This is a genomic window from Sphingopyxis sp. GW821-FHT10B01, from assembly GCF_059415685.1.
This window is the reverse complement of sequence record NZ_JBWKNS010000003.1, coordinates 103,131-119,917: the sequence shown is the minus strand read 5'-3', so window position 1 is coordinate 119,917 and position 16,787 is coordinate 103,131. Positions and strand designations below refer to the sequence as shown.

The following is a 16,787-nucleotide window of genomic DNA, read 5'->3' as shown; positions in this document are numbered from 1 at the left end:
CTCCTGGCTGGCCGATGTCAGAATTTGAGCGAAACGCCGGTGTAGAAAAAGCGCCCGACGTTATCGAAATTGGCCCCGCCAAAGCCCGCGCCATAGATGCCGAGCGGCGGCTTGCTGTCGAAAAGATTGTCGACGCCGAAATAGAATTCGCTGCTGTCGCCGATCGTCGCACCGAGCCGCAGGTCATGGACAAAGCGATCACCGGTCTTGCGATATTCGGGGGGCAGCGAGTCCGGGTTCAGCGGGGGTTTGCCGCCAACGCTTTCGAAATTGGCGACCGGTCCGCGATACTGGCTGGAGAAATAGCGCACGTCGTGGCCGATGCTGAGCGAGCCGAGGCTGAGGGTGGTGCTGAAATTCGCAGAAAGGCGCGGCCGCGAGACCGTTTCGACCTGCTGGGTGGGAAAGTCCGGCTGGGTCGGCGACAGATAATCGTCGCGCTTGATCACATAACTCGCCGCGGCGCGAAAATCGAGCCGTCCGGGTCCGACCGGAAGGCCATAGGCCGCCTCGACGTCGATGCCCGATGCGGTCAGCTTGGTCAGGTTGACCGCGCGCTGCCGGATATCGGTGATCTCGTGCGTCGTGGCATTGCGGGTGATCAGCGGACAGAAGACGTTCGCGGTCGTCGGCGAATCCACGCACTGGTTGATGATCGTGTTCACCGGGATCGAGGTGATCGCGTCGGTCAGTTTGATATTATAATAGTCGACGGTCAGCGAGAAGCCGGGCAGGAAGCGCGGCATCAGCACGACGCCGGCTGTCCAGGTCGTGCCCTTTTCGACATCGAGATCGGGATTGCCACCGGTCGAGCCCGGAACCGTCGAACCGATCGTGCCGGCGACGAAGCCGACGGGGATGCCGAGCGCCCGGCAATTGTCTGTCCGCGTCGAGGTGCCCTGATTGAGGTTACCGACCGAGCAGGGATCCAGAACGCTGAAACGCGTCCCCACCGTCGGCTGGAACAGTTCGGCCAGGTTCGGTGCGCGGGCCGCCCGCTGATAGGAACCGCGAAACCGCAGCCCGTCCAGAGGTTCGTAGACCGCACCGCCGCCCCACGATATTTCGGTATTGACGCCGGCGAGGCTGTATTTGGCGACGCGGACCGCGCCGCTGAACTCGAGCAGCCGTGCGCCGGGGACATCGGCGAGCAGCGGCAGCTTCACTTCGCCATAGCCTTCGATCACGTCGAGCGAGCCCCTGATCGGCTGGAAGCCGACGAAGCTCGTCTGGCCCGAAAGGTCACGGGCATCGGGCGCGTAACGCGTGCTTTCGTCGCGATATTCGAAACCCGCGACGAGTTTGACCGGCCCGCCGGGGAGGGTGAAGAAGCCCCCGGTGTCGCCGCCGATGAACCCGCTCACAATATGTTGCTGCAACAAGCCCGTGGCGCGCGTGTCGACGCTGACATAGTCGCGCGCGGCGTCGCTGATGGCCCCGTTGCCGAACAGATTGGCGGCGACGCAAGTGTCGATCGCTGCATTCCCGGTCGCAACGCCGCCGGCCTGGAGCCGGGCGCGGCAGACGATGGCGCCGCGGGTTCCCAGTACGCCCGCGGTGTCACGCACCGCGTCGGCAGCAAGCGTCAGGCGGGCGGGATAGATGCTGTTAAGGAAGTCCGACGTGATTTCGGTGCGGCCGTAATTATAGGAGATTTCGAAGTTCCAGCGATCCGAAAGGTCTCCCTTCAGACCGACCACGCCGCGCCATGTCGTCCGTTCGGTCCGTTCGCCCTGAACGCCGATGTCATCGTTGACGCGGTTCATGCTGAAGGTGCCGCCGCCGGGGATCAGCGTGGAAAGCACCGCTTTTGCCTGATCGGTCAGGAAGGGGTTGTCGGTCGAAATGGTCAGCGTGCTCGCCGTTGCCTGACCCCAGGTGCTCGCCTTTTGCCGGTTCATCTTGCCCTCGGCGAACAGCCGGATCGAGTCCGTCAGGTCGTAATGACCAAACAGGTTGAACGCGATGCGCTGGTTATCGGGCAACAGGGTGGCGGTGCCGATCGAGTTGAGCCCGTCGCCGCCGTCGCTGACCGGCGCGAGCGGCAGAAAATGGCCGTTGCCGAAATTGGCCGGGTTCAAGCTGCCGTTGGGCGCAAACCGGTAAATGGCAGGCGGGTTGGTCGTCGTGCTGCGCACGACGGTTCCGCCATTGGAGTTGGCGAGCAGTCGCAATTTCTTGATCAATATCTGGTCGGGAATGCCGTCGGCCGGTGTACCGGGAGGAGCGGTGCGATCGGTATCGAGGATGTTGGGCACGAAGCTCGCCTGGTCGCGCGAGAAGGAGCGCGCGCTGTAGCGGAGTTGCTCGCGCTGGGAAAAGGACACGCTCGCCGCAACATTCCCCCGGCCGTCGGCGAAATTCGTCCCGGCGGTGATCGATGCCATATAGGCTCCGGCGTCGCCCCGGGCGCTGATGCCGCCCTGCGCGCGCGCGGCGACTCCCTCGAAATCATCCTTGATCACGAAGTTGACCACGCCCGCGATCGCGTCGGCGCCATAGACCGCCGAAGCACCGCCGGTCAGGATCTCGACATGATCGAGCAGTTCGACCGGAATGGCGTTGATGTCGGGTTGTGAAACGACCTGCGACCCGGCGACATGACGCCGGCCGTTCTGCAGTACCAACGTGCGCGATGTGCCGAGGCCGCGAAGATCGAGCTGATTGAGGCCGACCTGGCTGGGCGGCTGGTTCCCCGTCGAGGCGGCCTGCGACAGCGTCGAACGGAACTGCGGCAGTTCGTTGATTTCGTCGCCGAGCGAGATGCGCCCGGTCTTGCCGAGAATGTCCGTGCCCTTGACCACCATGATGGGGGCGGGGGCCTGCTTTGTCGTGGCGCGGATGCGCGACCCGGTGACGAGGATCGGTTCGGGCTCGACCGTTTCGGTCACCGACGCGGGTTCGGCCACCGGTTGCCGGTCCGCGACAACCGTATAGGTTTGCGATCCCGTCAGGCGCGCAACCAGACCGGTCCCGCGCAGCAGTTGGTCGAGGGCCTGCGAGACATTCAGCGTTCCGCGCACGGCATTGGTGCGGCGTCCACGCGCGTCTTTCGCGGAGATCAGAACCTGCACGTCGCCTTGACGCGCGAACGCGGCGACACCGGCCGCAGCCGGCTGGGCCGCAAGGTCGAAGCGCTTGACCTGTGCCGCAGCGGGCGTGGCGAGCATGATCGACGCGACAACCGCCGTGGCGGACAAACCCGCGTGTAGATGGATGGACCGGAAAGACATAGAACCCCCTTCGATAACGTCGCGCAATTACGCCCCGAAGATACAGACGGCGGACGGTGCCATTTCCTTTTCCGCAAACCGTCTTTTTTTCGTCATCGACGTGCGGGTGGCCTAATTGGCGGGCGAAAGCATGATCGTGCCGTCCGCCGTCCGCGATACCTTGTCGCCCAGACTGATCGCGACGGCGGCGGCAAAGCCGTGCGGGTCGTCGGTGCGGAACACCCCGAACAGTCGCTCGCCGGCAATTGACGGGTGAACGACGATCTGGTCACGGCTATTGTATCGATTGAACTCGGCGGCCGCCCAGCCGAGCGTTTCGCCGTGAAGGTCGATCTTGCCGTTTCGCCATGCCAGCGTGCGATCGATTTCAGTCGGCTCGGCCGCCCGGGTCCGGATTGCGGCATTGTCGGCGACAAAGCCGCGCTCGCCGGCTGCGATGCGCACGCGGTGGCCCTCGGCGCCGGTCACCCAGGTTTCGACGACACCTTCGGTCACGAGTATTTCCGCGCCGTTGGTCCTGCGTCGCACCGAAAATGCGGTGCCGACCGCCTGCACGCGCACGCTTCCCGCCTCGACGACGAAGGGCCGCGTGCGGTCCTTGGCCACCTTGAACCACGCCTCGCCGTGCGTCATCCGGACGATCCGGCGCCGCGCCTTCTCGTCAAAATCCACCGCGCTCTGCGTGTTGATCACCACCGACGAACCGTCCGCGAGTTGCACGCGGCGAATCTCGCCGACCCCGGTATCGTAGCGCGCATCGGGCTGCAGGAGGAAAAGAAAGGCGGCCGCAATCGATGCCGCGATCGAGCCGCCAACGCCGAACCATGCGCGGCGCCACCAGCGACGGGGCTCCATTGCAGGCGCGGACGACACATCCTCGGTCACGGGAATCTGGCTCGCACGGTCGAGCATCATCCATGTCGCTTCGGCCTGCAGCAACGCGCCGCGGCGGCGCGTATCCGCGCCAAGCCAGCCGTCGAGTTCGGCGAGAAGCATGGGCGTGCGACCTTCGCGGTCGAGCCGCCAGATCCAGGTGGCCGCCTGCTCCTCTATTTCAGACGCGCTTTGCCGCTTGCCCATTGCCTGCCTTCTCTCCCGGAGTTCGAAGCTCGCCGCTCTCACGCATCGCCTGCATGATCAGGCGGAGGCCCTTCACCCCGTCATTTTCCACAATATTTTCACTGACCTTGAGCCTGTCCGCGATCTCCCGCTGGGACAGGCCCTCGATCTTGCGCATCTCGAATATCCGCCGGCACCGTTCGGGCAGCCCGGCGATAACCCGCTGCACCATCTCGAGCTCGCGCTTTGCCGCGGTGACGCGCTCGGGCGAGGGATCGTCCGATGGCGCCTTCAGCGTGTCCATTTCCGCTACGCTCTCGATGCGGACGATGCGCGCGCGGCGGATCTGGTCGGTGAGCAGGTTGCGAACGATCTGAAAGAAATAGCCGTCGGGTCGCACAATCTGCTCGAAGGCGTCGAGCGACGCGAGGCTCGCATAAGCTTCCTGAATCAGGTCGTCGGCATCCTCTCCCGACACCATCGACCTTTTAAGCCAGGCGCGGACCGCTGGCTCGTGCGGCATCACCTGGGACGAAACCCAGGCCACAAGGCGCTGATGCCGCTCGCTCATCCGTCCGTTCCGCCCTCCTGAATTCCGCCCCGAATTTCGACGGGCTGATCTTGTTAGACGAACGGCGAAGCTGGTTCCTTAGCCAAATCGACTATATTTTTTCGGGTCTTGATCGGGGGATTTCGGGGCAGCATGCTTGGTACAATTCAACGCCGAAATCTGCGGGATTATCGATGAATATCAAAATTTTACTATGCGCTTCTGCCTTAATTTCTACTTTGTGCGCTAGCCCTGCTGGAGCGGAGACGATCCTTTTTGTCGGCAACAGTTTCACCTATGGTGCTTATTCGCCGGTCCAGCAGTACCGCCCCGACATCGTGACCGATCTCAACGGCGAACGAATCGGCGGCGTCCCCGCGCTGTTCGAAATGTTCACGCGTCAGGCCGGGCTCGACTTCGACGTCAGTCTGGAGACGGCGCCCAGCAAGGGACTCGATTTCCACCTGGCCGAAAAGGCGGAAGTGGTCGGTCGGCCGTGGGATCATGTTGTGCTGCAGGGCCAGAGTATGCTCGACAAAGAAAAGCCCGGCGACCCGGAATCGACGATCGTCTATGCCGGACGCCTCACCGAGCTTGTCCAGCGATATAATCCGGGCGTGCAGGTGCGGTTGACCGCGACCTGGTCGCGCGCCGATCAGACCCATGTGCCGGGCGGCCATTGGTATGGCCAGCCGATCGCTGCGATGGCGCTCGATATCCGCCGCGCCTATGATCTTGCGGCGGCACGCACCCCCGCGATCCGCGGTGTCATTCCGGTCGGAGAGGCGTGGACGCGGGCGATGGAGAGCGGTGTCGCGGACCCCAATCCCTATGACGGCATCACCCCCGGTCAGGTCGATTTATGGGCACCCGACCATTATCATGGCAGCACCCACGGCTACTATCTCGAAGCGCTGGTTGTCTTTGGCAGCGTGACCGGAAAGGACCCGCGCATATTGGGAGAGAAGGAGCAGGCGGCGTCCGAACTCGGCATTTCGCCGGCACAGGCCAAGGCGCTGCAGCAAATTGCCCATGACACGCTCGCCGCCGGGAAGCCGGTCGCATCGGCGTCGCCTGCCTATGGCACATGGGGGCTCGAACCCGGCGCGGGCGAGGCGGGAGTCCGTCCGGGCGACGATTTCTATCGTTTCGCGCAGGGGGCCGCGGTTGCCGGGCTCGAAATCCCGGCCGATAGACCGCGCCAGAACTGGTTCTCGATTCTCGACGATCTGTCGCGCGAGCGGCAGAACGCGATACTGGTCGACGCCGCGAGTGCCTCCAGCCCGGATGCGCTCGGCCGCTTCTATGCCGCCTATATGGATGAAGCGCGGATCGAGATGCTGGGAACCGCGCCGCTCGATGCCGATCTTGCCCCTGTCCGCGCCGCGCGCGACCGGGCGACGCTGGCCGCTCTTATGGGCCGGGCCAACCGCAGCTTCGCAGGCTCGCTCTTCCAGCTCCGCATCCGCGCCGATGCGGACGATTCCGACCGCTACGCCGTCCAGATTCTGCAAGGTGGCTTGTCACTGCCCGACCGCGATTATTATCTCGATCCGCGCTACGCCGAGGACGTCCGCGGGTTCGAAACCTATGTCGCGACCATGCTCGAGCTGGCGGGCTGGAAGCAGCCCGCGCGCGCCGCGAAGGCGGTCGCGGCGCTGGAGGCCGAGGTTGCACGCAACAGCTGGAGCCGCGTCGACAGCCTCGACCCCGCCCGCAATCATCATCCCATGTCGCTCGTGGAGCTGGAGGCGTCGGCGCCGGGCTTTGACTGGCGCGGCTTCCTCGCCGGGACCGGGTTGGAGAAGGTCGAGCGGATCGTGCTGGCGCAGGACAGCGCGATCGCCTCGCTCGCCGCGCTGTTCGCGCGCACGCCGGTCGAGACGCTGCAGGCCTGGCAGGCCTTCGCGATGGCCGACAATGCGGCGGACGTCTTGCCGAAGCGCTTTCGCGACGCCCGCTTTGCCTTCCGCGACAAGGCCATTCAGGGTACGCCGACGATGCCGGCGCGCTGGCGCAGCGCGGTCGTGACGCTCGATCGAATGATGAGCGATGCGCTGAACCGGCGCTATGTCGAACGGCACCTGCCGCTGGCGACCCGCCAGGCGGTGACGCAGTTGCTGGCGAATCTGGAAAAGGCGGCGGCGGCGCGGATCGATCGGCTCGATCGCATGGAGCCCGAAACGCGCCGGGAAGCCCAAGCGAAGCTGGCCGGCCTGCTTCGCAAGATTGGCTCCCCCGACAACTGGCGCGACTATGCCGGGCTCGAAGTCGACGGCGCCGATGCCTATGGCAATCTGCGGCGGGGTAGGGCGTTCGACTGGGACTATCGTGTCCGCCGTCTTGGCGGCCGCGTCGACCGGTCCGAGTGGCAGATCACCCCCGCGCTGGTCGATGCGACCTATAACGGCAGCCGCAACGAAGTGTTGTTCACCGCAGCGCTCATGCAGCCGCCTTTCTTCGATCCCGCCGCCGATCCTGCCGCCAACTATGCCGCGATCGGTGCGGTCATCGGGCATGAGCTCAGCCATGCCTTCGATACGATCGGTCGCCGCTACGATGCCAGCGGTGCCGTTCGCGACTGGTGGACGGCGCGCGACGACGTACTGTTCCACGCCGAGGCAAAGAAGCTGGGCGCGCAATATTCGCGCTATGAACCGCTCCCCGGTTTTCCGCTCAACGGCGATCTCACCATGGCCGAAAATATCGCCGATCTCGGCGGCGCGGTCCTTGCGTTCGACGCCTATCGCATGTCGCTGGGCGGCAAGCCCGCACCGGTGATCGACGGCCTGACCGGCGACCAGCGTTTTTTCCATGCCTTTGCCCAGCTCTGGCGTTCGCGCCAGCGTGACGAGACGGCGCGGCTGCGTATCCTGCTCGATTCGCATGCGGCCGAACAGTTTCGCGTCAACGGCGTCGTGCGCAACATCGACGCCTGGTACGATGTGTTTGGTGTGGTCCCCTCCGACGCCATGTATGTGCCTCCGGAAGAACGGGTACGGATCTGGTGACGACGCCAGCGCGGCGGCGTGGTTGGCCTCGTCAGGGGTGTGTCAGGGCGAAGTCCAGCGCCGCGCGGACCGATGCCACCTGCGCCTGAATGCATTCCTCCGGCGTCGTGCGCGGGCTGTCGGGGTAGACCTCGGTCGTCGTCGTATAGCGCGCGCCGGTGATCGAAGTGCATAGTGCCAGCTTTTTCAGCGGATATTCGATCACGCCCTTTGCCACGACGGTCGAACCGATGATCTCGCCATCCGCATCCGCGGGGGCGATATGGGTCACTCGTTCAACCGCGGCGATAATCGATTGCTGGAATTCTGGCTGCGGATTTTCGCTGTCGTCGACCAGATAGAAGCCATCGGGAATGGTTTCGGTCTGGTAACCCTTGCCGTCGCGCGCGGCGAGCGCGGGGCCGAATTCATTGGCGTCGCTATCCGTCGTCTCGTGGAGGTCGATGTGCATCAGAAACGGACCCTGCACGGACCGGACGAGCTCGATCAGCGCGGTCGCTTCGCGCGCCGGTCCATCGGCACGGAAATTCCGATTGGGATCGATGGCGTCATAGTTCCAGCGATTGATGCGCTCATAGGCCCACGGGCTGACGCAAGGGGCTACCAGAAGGTTGATCTTGCCGGCATAGTCAGGTGCGCTCGTCTCGAGAAATTCGAGCGCGCCAAGGACGCCGCTGGTTTCATATCCATGCACGCCGCCGGTCACCAGTGCTGTGGGTAGCGCAGGATCGAAGTTTCGATCGCGGAGCGCGAACAGCGTGTACCGCTCCCCGGCATAGTCGAGCTGACCATAAGCCAGCTTCTCGTAGCGATCGGCCAAACCGTCGATGCGCGGTACGACATCGACGTCGTAGCGGCGCTGGCGCGATTGCCTCTCTCGCCATTGGTCAATCTCGCTTTTGCCCCACGGCTGACCCGAGGTCCCCACAGGATAAAGGCTGGAACTGCTCATCTCATTCTCTCCGAAATTGCGGGTATCGGGAAGGCGATCCTGCGCACGAAGCCAGTCTGCTCGCCGCCAGAAGGCGCCGGCTGATCAGCGTTGCTTCTTGGCCGTGGTCGCTGTGAAATCGGGGTCCTTGTTCGCCACCCAATCGACAAATTTGCGCACGCTTGGGTGGGCCAGCAGGCCCTCCACGTCCATCCCGTGGCGCTGCAGTTCGGAATTGGTAAAATTCGCGGTCAGCGTCTGCTGGCAAATAGCGTGCATCGGAACGACATCGCGGCCGCCGCGGCTCTTCGGTACAGGATGATGCCAGACAATGGTCTTGCCCGTCGGCCGGCCGCAGAGCCAGCAGGATATGATTTCCGCCGGAGGCTTCTCCTCGCGGTGCAAGTCTCCATAGGGATCATGTTTCGAATGTTTGCGGGCCATGTGTCTGCCTGAATTGCCTGAACGTACGCCGCCCCCCTATCCGGATGTGGCCAGCATTACCACAAGGGCATCTTCAACCCGGGAGTTCGCAACGGGCCTGACGTCAGCGGTTCATTCCCGCCGATAGAATATCCACACCCGTTCCGCGGCGCGAGGGTCAGGCGCCGTGATATCCGCCAAGCGCATCCTCGAACTCTTCGAGAGGTCCGATATTGTCGCGAGCCGGTTCGCCGGGTGCGATGGGAAAGACCGCGTCGATCCGGCGCCGCAGCACATCGTCGAATTCGCGTTGTTCGGAAACCCGGGCGCGTTTTCCGACAGCCAATTCGGAACAGATCGCGCCCTTGATGCGGTCGAGACCCTCGGCGCTCAATACGCCAGCATTCAGCAATTCTTCGCAAAGCTGGATCAGGCCGACGGCGGTCGCGTGAGCCCGAAGCCCGATAAAGTCCAAAGTCCGGTGACGCTCGCGTGCTGCGGCATCGCCCCTTGCAGGGACATTCATTCGCATCCTCCTATCCTTAACCCGGTTCCGGGCAGCGCTCTCCTCTTTCGGGTGAGCCTCGTGACTCACCATGCCGATGCGCCGTGCGATCAGCAAGGACCCACGTGCGCAATTTGTTGCCTGGCGGTCCGTCGGCATGCGAGCCGTTGACGCTGTCGCCAGGCTTTCGAAAGAAGCGAGGAAGAAGGACGTCTGCTTCGCGCCTGATGTCAGTCGTTCAGGCGATGATGGACTTGCGCCCGAAAGCGGTCATTCCAGCGGTACGCGAAAACGACCGCCGGCCCTTTTGTCATGGCCATTCCGGCACGAATCCAACCGCCTTTGAAGCCGCTCATTCAACCAGTTCAGGACGTCACGATCCACGTTGCAATAAGCTCCATGTCGCATTCGACGAGCGGAGAATTCCAGCGTGTGCGAGGCGCGGCGTCGATTAGCATGGTTTGTCACGATGCCGAGCCCTCGACCATTTTTCTCAGATCCTTTCGTAGAGCGTGACGACGCACGCTCCGCCGAGGCCCAGATTATGCTGCAGGGCATGGCTTATGCCATCGACCTGGCGCGCTTCGGCCGAACCGCGTAGCTGGTGGGTCAGTTCATAGCACTGGGCAAGGCCGGTGGCGCCGAGCGGGTGGCCCTTGGACAAGAGTCCGCCCGACGGATTGGTGACGACGCGCCCGCCATAGCTGTTGTCGCCATCGGCGATAAATTTCTGCGCCCCGCCCTCGGGGCACAGGCCGAGCCCTTCGTATGTGATGAGCTCATTATGCGCGAAGCAGTCGTGCAGTTCGACGACGCGAATGTCCTCGGGACCGACGCCGGCGGCCTCATAGACTTGCCGCGCCGCGCGGCCGGTCATGTCATAACCGACGACCTGCATCATGTCGTTGGCATCGAAGGTCGACGGCTGGTCCGAGACCATTGCCTGTGCGGCGATCCGCACGCCCGGCGTCAAACCGTTGCGCCTCGCGAATTCGGGTGAGACGAGGATGGCGGCGGCGGCGCCGCAAGTGGGCGGACAGGCCATGGGGCGCGTCATCACGCCGGGCCAGATCAGCTGCTCGCCCAGCACATCCTCCTCGGTCATCTCCTTGCGGAAGACCGAGAGCGGGTTGTTCACCGCATGGCGGCTCGCCTTGGCGCGGATCCTGGCGAAATCCTGCATCGTCGTGCCATATTTCTGCATATGCGACAGACCGGCGCCGCCGAAATATTTGAGCGCGAGCGGCAGTTCGGTGTCGACGAGCGCATCGGTCGCGGTGTTGAAATCGATGAAAGGGCTGGGCCGGTCGGTGAAGGTCGCGCCGAGCGCGCCCGGCGTCATCTGTTCGAAGCCGACCGCGATGGCACAATCCACCGCGCCGCTGGCAACCGCCTGCCGCGCCAGATAGAGCGCGGTCGAGCCGGTCGAGCAATTGTTGTTGACGTTGAACACCGGGATGCCGGTCAGCCCGACCTGATAGACGACGCGCTGGCCGCAGCAGCTGTCGCCATAGACATAGCCGGCATAAGCCTGTTCGACATCAGCATAGTCGATGCCGCTGTCGGCGAGCGCGAGGCGGATCGCTTGCGGCCCCATTTCGTCATAGGCTGGGCCCGCGCCCGGCTTGGTGAAGGGGACCATGCCAACACCGGCGACAAGGACTTCGCGTTCAGATTTCGCCATTTCATACTCTCCGTCGGAGTTGCTATTTCTTCCGAGCTTATCGGGTGCGCGAGGAGCGTGCGTCCAATTCAAAACGGTGCCGCACTATTCTTCACTGGAATAATGTGTCGCAGGGAGCCGGCCACCGACTCTGCGGCTTAACCGAGCATCTGACGGACCTGTGCGATCATCGCGCGGGTTGCCGGTTTTGCGGGCCAGCGAGCGCGGACCGCGCAGCATACCGTCGGGCCTTGAAAGAGGTATGTGCCGCTCAGCGCCACGTACCGCTCCTGGAATCGACGACTGTTCGCAACCTCAGCCGCAACGAAACCGATCGTATCCGATGAGGCGACCAAGCGCAGGATGAGAGGGAAGAAATCCATAACGTGCAGGCGATCGCCCAAGGCTTGCCCGCTGGCTTCATACATCTGGCGCACCGCGGTTGTGTAAGGTTCCGAGGATGAGGGCACGACAAAATCGAACTGGGTGAGCGTGTCCACCGTCACCGGTCCCATCGCCAGGATCGGATGATCGCGGCGGACAAAGGGGATCGCGTCGAGCACGCCCATCTTCTCGCACTTGAACTGGGCCCAGTTGGCGAACGCCGCGTGCATGCCGAATGCGACATCGATATCGCCGCGGGTCAGGAGCTGGATGCCGCGTTCGCTGGTCCCCGTCACCATTTCGATCCGAATGCTGGGGCGGTGGCGCAGCAGCGCCATCAGCGGTTCGGTGAGCATCCATTCGAGCGAGCCGGGAAAGATGCCGATCCGCAAAAGCCCTTTATACGGGTCGGCGCTCCGTTCGGTGTCGCCCACCAATTCGGCGGCGTCGGACAGGAGGCGCGAGGCGCGGTCGATGAAATCGCGCCCCTCTTCGGTCAGCAGCGCACCGCGCGAGGTTCGGTGGAACAAGGGATAGCCAAGCTGCCGCTCGAGATCGGCAACGCTTTTCGTCACCGCCGATTGCGTGACCCCGACATCGTCCGCCGCGCGCGAGAAGGAACCGAGCCTTCCCACCGCCACCGCATGTTTTAACCGGGAATCGAGCATATCATTCCTCCGAGGCATGATTCGCGAAGATAATGAATTAGGGCAAGGGCCGTTGCTGCGCCAATCTTTCCGCTTTCAACGAGGAGAGAGATTATGGCGGGCCCCTTGGCTGGACTGCGTATTATCGAGATCGCCGGCATCGGACCGGGACCCTTTTGCGGCATGATGCTCGCCGATCATGGCGCCGAGGTGATCCGCATCGAGCGCCCCGGCGGCGGGCCCGCCTTCGCTCCCGGGGTGGCTACCGACATATTGGCGCGCTCGCGCCGATCGGTCACTATCGACCTGAAGTCGCCCGAAGGCGTCGCGATTGTCCGCGACCTGTGCCGCGATGCCGATGGGCTGATCGAGGGGTTTCGCCCGGGGGTGATGGAGCGTCTGGGCCTTGGCCCCGACATCCTGCTGCACGACAATCCCCGGCTGGTTTACGGCCGGATGACGGGATGGGGGCAGGAAGGCCCTTATGCGCAGGCGGCAGGGCACGACATCAACTATATTGCGCTGTCGGGCAATCTCCACACCTATGGCCGCGCCGGCGACAAGCCGACCCCGCCCGCCAACGCGGTCGGCGATTTCGGCGGCGGCGGAATGATGCTCGCTTTCGGGATGGTCAGCGCGATCCTCCATGCCCGCGAAAGCGGGCGGGGGCAGGCGATCGATTGCGCGATGGTCGACGGCGCGGCGGTGCTGGCGAGCATGACCTGGTCGCTGTATGGGGCGGGGCAATGGCGCGACGAGCGCGGGGCCAATCTGCTCGATACGGGTGCGCCATTTTACGACAGCTATGAAACCGCCGACGGCAAGTTCATCGCGATTGGGCCGGTGGAGCCGCAATTCTATCAGGAATTGCTCAGGCTGGCGGAGGCGACCGACCTGCCGCGTAATCATTTCGACGCGAAGACATGGCCAGAGATGCGCGTATCGCTCGACCGGATTTTCCGGACCCGCACCCGCGATCAATGGTGCACCTTGCTCGAAGGAAGTGACGCCTGTTTTGCGCCGGTCCTGTCGTTGGCCGAAGCCCCATTGCATCCGCATAACCGGCAACGCGAAACCTTTCTGACGATCGATGGGAGGACCCAGCCTGCGCCCGCGCCGCGCTATGCCGGAACGCCCAATGACTTGCCGCGGATGTCGCAAAGGGCCGGGGAAGATACGGCCGAGATGCTGGCCAAGCTCGGCTACTCTCCCGCGCGCATCGCCGAGCTGGAGGCTGGCGGTATCATAGGCAAATAAGCGAACGAGGCGCGGTCGCGCAATGTGCGACCGCGCCTCGTTTCACCAGGTCAGAAGCTGACCGCGATCTCGCCGCCGATCACGCGTCCCTTGTTGAGCGGCGAGAAGCTGGCGCCGATGCCGCCAAAGGCGGTTGGAAGCTGGGTGTCGCCGCCGATCGTCGCTTCGTTCAGCAGGTTGCGGCCGTAGATCGAGAATTTCCAGCGGCTGTCGGCAGTCGCCAGCGTCAGGCTGGCGTCGACCATATCGGCACCCAGAAGCAGGCCGAGATTATTGTCGGTAAAGGCCGATGCATCGCGATGGTTATAGCTGACCCGCGCGGTCGCGGTGCCGAGCGAACCGATGCGCTGATCGAAGGTCAGTCCCGCGCCATAGGTCCACGGGGCAAGACGCGGCAGTTTCAGCCCGCGATCGATGTCGTTGATGACGCCGTCGCCGCTGATGTCGAACTGGACGTTGCGATACTGACCGTCGACATAGCCAAACTGCCCCGACAGCGCGAGGTTCGGCAGGATGAAGAACAGCGCCTCGGCCTCGATCCCCTTGATCGTCGCATCGGCGGTGTTGCGGATCACCTGGCTGACGCCAAGCGGCCCCGGGAAGTTGATCTCGCGCTGGAGATCCTTCAGCCGGTTGTAAAAGCCGGCGACATTGATCCGGTTGCGGCCGAACTGCTGTTTCACGCCGAGTTCGAAACTGTCCTGCGTTTCCTGATCGAACGGTCCCGGCGCTATGCTGGGGTCGGTGTTGCGCAGATTATAGCCGCCGCTGCGAAAACCGCGGGTGTAAAGGCCATAGACCTGCGTATCCTCGCTCGGCTGCCATTGCAGGCCGATCTTCGGGGTGAAGCCCTTCCATTTGTCGCTGTCGGTAAAATTGGTCGCGCAGATCAGCGTGTCGAGATTGCACCCATTGGGGCGGAGCGTCGATACCTGCACCGCCTTGCGTTCCCAGGTATAGCGCCCGCCGATATTCAGCGTCAGCGTGTCGTTCAAATGCCAGTCAGCCGAAGCGAAGACACCCCACGTCGTCTGGTCCTGCGCGCCGCCGCCCGAGACGATCTGGCGGCCACCCAAGAGGCTCCGATACTCGCCGTAGCGGATGTCCTGCGTGAAATAATAGAGCCCGGTGGTGACATCGACTTTGCCGAACTTGCCCGCATAGCGGAGCTCGTCGCTGAGCTGGTTCTGGTCGATTGCGAGGTTCGCGTGGAACAGCGAATTGGGGGTCGCGTCGATGTCGGACGATCCGTTGGATCGATAGCTTCGATAGCCCGCGATATTGGTGATGACGCCTTCGCCGAAACGGACGTCGATATTGGTCTCGACGCTCGCCTGGTCCCACCTATTGTCATAGAAACCGCGGTTGTTGATCGAGAAATCGAAACTGCCGGGGCGGAACAATCCATGGTTCTGGCCGGCGGGGCCGTCGCCCTTGGCCTCGCCATGCTCGTAGCGGATATCCATGCGGAAATCCTCGCCGCCCTGGATCGATATCGCTGGGCGGATGATCAGGTCCTTCGCCTTGCCAAAGCTTTTGCCGTCGAAGCGGTTGCGATGCCACCCATTGTCGTCGCTGTAATAGACCGCCAGTTTTGCTGCGACGACGTCGCCGACGATCGGACCCGTCACGACGCCGCTGACGGTCTTTTTGAGCCCCGTTTCGACCGAGGCCTTGCCCCGGAATTCGAAATCGAAGCTCGGCCGCGAGGTGCGTACGACGACCGCGCCGCCGGTGACGTTGCGTCCGAACAGCAGCCCCTGTGGGCCGCGCAACACTTCGAGCCCTTCGATGTCGAAATTGTCGAAGACGACACCCGCGTTGATGCCGAGATAGACGCCGTCGATGAAGACCCCGACGGTCGGGTCGATCGAGGGGATCGAGCTGTTAATGCCAAGCCCGCGGATCGAGAAATTCGCATAGCCGGGGGTCGTGCCGACATCCTCGAGCTGGACGTTGGGAACGTCGTAGCTCAGGCTTTGCAGGTTCTGGACGAATTTGGCGTCGAGCTGCGCTTCGCCATAAGCGGTCACCGCGATCGGCACATCCTGGACATTCTCGCCATAACCCTTTTTGGTGGCGGTCACGATGATCTCGTCCGCGAGTGCGGCGGTCGAGCCTTGCGGTTCCGGATCGGTTCCGGTTTGCGCGAACGCCGTTCCGGGGCAGAGCAACGATGCGCCCGCCAGCAGCCAGATATTCCTCATCAGCAATTCCTCTCCCTCGATATTCTATTTTTTCGAGGGTTGAGTGTCGGGCGCGGGATGAAAAGCGTCCAATTCAAACTGCTGCTGAGTTATTCCTGTTAGTCATATCGCGACGTAGGGCGTGCTATCCTCATGCGCCGCAGAAATTCGGCGAACGGCGTTCGCGAAAAGACGTGACGCCTTCACGGAAATCCGCGGTCTGGGCGGCCGCATGCTGGTTCTCGCCCTCCATCGCCAGTGCGTCCGAGAAGCTCGAATGGAGCGCCGCGCGCATCCCATGCCGGATCAGCCGGTAGGACGTCGTCGCCCCCATCGCGAGACGATCCGCCAATGCGCGCGCGGTGTCGGCAAGCTCGGTATCGTCGACGCAGGCATGGATCATACCCCATTCAGAGGCCTGCTCGGCGCCGATCTTTTCGCCGAGCAGCAGCATCCTGGCTGCGCGCTGGAGTCCAATCAGCCGCGGGATGATCCATGTTGCCCCGGCGTCGGGTACCAGGCCGATATTGGCGAACGACTGATAGAAATAAGCCGATCGCGCGGCGATGACAAAATCGCCGTAAAGGGCAAGCGAGCAACCCGCGCCTGCCGCCGGGCCATTCACCGCGGTGACGATGGGAATGGGCAGGTTCGCGAGCTTCTCGAAGCCCGGATTGAGCTGGTCGACGAATATTTGATCGATGTCCTGCGCAAAGGCATCGAGATCCATATCCTGGAGATCGGCGCCGGTCGAAAAGCCGCGCCCGTTGCCGGTCAGCAGCAGGCACCGCGCGCCCTCTGCGACTGCGCGATCGAGCATTGCCGACAAATCGTCGATCATCCCAAAGGTCAGGGCATTTAACCGCTCGGGGCGGTTGAAGGTGATCGTCGCGACATCGCGATCGAGGGCGTACAGGATGGCGTCAGACATGATCGCA

The 16,787-nt window shown here is 63.5% G+C and carries 13 protein-coding genes; 2 read left to right on the top strand and 11 right to left on the bottom strand.

Features of this window, described 5'->3' with window-relative positions; genetic code table 11:
• Positions 1–17 precede the first annotated feature (17 nt).
• The 3 genes from AC07NV_RS09520 to AC07NV_RS09510 all read right to left on the bottom strand — a co-directional run bounded on the left by AC07NV_RS09520 (position 18) and on the right by AC07NV_RS09510 (position 4,863).
• On the bottom strand, positions 18–3,233 hold the full coding sequence (locus tag AC07NV_RS09520) for a TonB-dependent receptor (protein WP_495166108.1): 3,216 nt from the start codon (positions 3,231–3,233) through the stop codon (positions 18–20).
• Between the two features lie 111 nt (positions 3,234–3,344).
• Entirely contained in the window at positions 3,345–4,313 is a 969-nt protein-coding gene (locus AC07NV_RS09515) for a FecR family protein (RefSeq protein ID WP_495166107.1), read from the bottom strand.
• Entirely contained in the window at positions 4,288–4,863 is a 576-nt protein-coding gene (locus AC07NV_RS09510) for an RNA polymerase sigma factor (RefSeq protein ID WP_495166106.1), read from the bottom strand. Before AC07NV_RS09510 ends, AC07NV_RS09515 begins: the two co-directional genes overlap by 26 nt.
• Positions 4,864–5,081: 218 nt before the next feature.
• Between AC07NV_RS09510 and AC07NV_RS09505 the strand changes: the two genes are divergently transcribed.
• A complete protein-coding gene (locus AC07NV_RS09505) occupies positions 5,082–7,853 on the top strand; it encodes a M13 family metallopeptidase (RefSeq protein ID WP_495166105.1) in 2,772 nt (923 codons plus the stop codon).
• Between the two features lie 31 nt (positions 7,854–7,884).
• Here AC07NV_RS09505 and AC07NV_RS09500 read toward each other — a convergent pair whose 3' ends face one another.
• The 6 genes from AC07NV_RS09500 to AC07NV_RS09475 all read right to left on the bottom strand — a co-directional run bounded on the left by AC07NV_RS09500 (position 7,885) and on the right by AC07NV_RS09475 (position 12,427).
• A complete protein-coding gene (locus AC07NV_RS09500) occupies positions 7,885–8,805 on the bottom strand; it encodes a M14 family metallopeptidase (protein ID WP_495166104.1) in 921 nt (306 codons plus the stop codon).
• 84 nt (positions 8,806–8,889) lie between these two features.
• Entirely contained in the window at positions 8,890–9,228 is a 339-nt protein-coding gene (locus AC07NV_RS09495; protein ID WP_495166103.1) for a hypothetical protein, read from the bottom strand.
• Between the two features lie 157 nt (positions 9,229–9,385).
• Entirely contained in the window at positions 9,386–9,829 is a 444-nt protein-coding gene (locus tag AC07NV_RS09490; protein ID WP_495166102.1) for a hypothetical protein, read from the bottom strand.
• Between the two features lie 113 nt (positions 9,830–9,942).
• Complete coding sequence (locus AC07NV_RS09485) at positions 9,943–10,068, bottom strand: hypothetical protein (protein ID WP_495166101.1); 126 nt, start codon at positions 10,066–10,068, stop codon at positions 9,943–9,945.
• A 137-nt stretch (positions 10,069–10,205) separates the two neighbouring features.
• The gene (locus tag AC07NV_RS09480) at positions 10,206–11,396 is read right to left on the bottom strand and encodes a lipid-transfer protein (RefSeq protein ID WP_495166100.1); all 1,191 of its coding nucleotides are present in this window, start codon (positions 11,394–11,396) and stop codon (positions 10,206–10,208) included.
• Positions 11,397–11,533: 137 nt separating this feature from the next.
• Positions 11,534–12,427 (bottom strand): LysR family transcriptional regulator, encoded by an 894-nt coding sequence (locus AC07NV_RS09475; protein WP_495166099.1) that lies wholly within the window; start codon positions 12,425–12,427, stop codon positions 11,534–11,536.
• Between the two features lie 93 nt (positions 12,428–12,520).
• Between AC07NV_RS09475 and AC07NV_RS09470 the strand changes: the two genes are divergently transcribed.
• Positions 12,521–13,663, top strand: coding sequence for a CaiB/BaiF CoA transferase family protein (locus AC07NV_RS09470; RefSeq protein ID WP_495166098.1), 1,143 nt, complete (start codon positions 12,521–12,523; stop codon positions 13,661–13,663).
• A gap of 50 nt (positions 13,664–13,713) precedes the next feature.
• Here AC07NV_RS09470 and AC07NV_RS09465 read toward each other — a convergent pair whose 3' ends face one another.
• Complete coding sequence (locus AC07NV_RS09465; protein WP_495166097.1) at positions 13,714–15,870, bottom strand: TonB-dependent receptor; 2,157 nt, start codon at positions 15,868–15,870, stop codon at positions 13,714–13,716.
• A 130-nt stretch (positions 15,871–16,000) separates the two neighbouring features.
• The gene (locus AC07NV_RS09460; RefSeq protein ID WP_495166096.1) at positions 16,001–16,780 is read right to left on the bottom strand and encodes an enoyl-CoA hydratase-related protein; all 780 of its coding nucleotides are present in this window, start codon (positions 16,778–16,780) and stop codon (positions 16,001–16,003) included.
• Positions 16,781–16,787: the final 7 nt, after the last annotated feature.

Excerpts from the sequence above, each read along its gene's own strand:
- AC07NV_RS09520 (WP_495166108.1), bottom strand. The coding sequence starts at position 3,233 with ATGTCTTTCCGGTCCATCCATCTACACGCGGGTTTGTCCGCCACGGCG.
- AC07NV_RS09515 (WP_495166107.1), bottom strand. The coding sequence starts at position 4,313 with ATGGGCAAGCGGCAAAGCGCGTCTGAAATAGAGGAGCAGGCGGCCACC.
- AC07NV_RS09510 (WP_495166106.1), bottom strand. The coding sequence starts at position 4,863 with ATGAGCGAGCGGCATCAGCGCCTTGTGGCCTGGGTTTCGTCCCAGGTG.
- AC07NV_RS09500 (WP_495166104.1), bottom strand. The coding sequence starts at position 8,805 with ATGAGCAGTTCCAGCCTTTATCCTGTGGGGACCTCGGGTCAGCCGTGG.
- AC07NV_RS09495 (WP_495166103.1), bottom strand. The coding sequence starts at position 9,228 with ATGGCCCGCAAACATTCGAAACATGATCCCTATGGAGACTTGCACCGC.
- AC07NV_RS09485 (WP_495166101.1), bottom strand. The coding sequence starts at position 10,068 with ATGAGCGGCTTCAAAGGCGGTTGGATTCGTGCCGGAATGGCCATGACA.
- AC07NV_RS09480 (WP_495166100.1), bottom strand. The coding sequence starts at position 11,396 with ATGGCGAAATCTGAACGCGAAGTCCTTGTCGCCGGTGTTGGCATGGTC.
- AC07NV_RS09475 (WP_495166099.1), bottom strand. The coding sequence starts at position 12,427 with ATGCTCGATTCCCGGTTAAAACATGCGGTGGCGGTGGGAAGGCTCGGT.
- AC07NV_RS09470 (WP_495166098.1), top strand. The coding sequence starts at position 12,521 with ATGGCGGGCCCCTTGGCTGGACTGCGTATTATCGAGATCGCCGGCATC.
- AC07NV_RS09465 (WP_495166097.1), bottom strand. The coding sequence starts at position 15,870 with ATGAGGAATATCTGGCTGCTGGCGGGCGCATCGTTGCTCTGCCCCGGA.
- AC07NV_RS09460 (WP_495166096.1), bottom strand. The coding sequence starts at position 16,780 with ATGTCTGACGCCATCCTGTACGCCCTCGATCGCGATGTCGCGACGATC.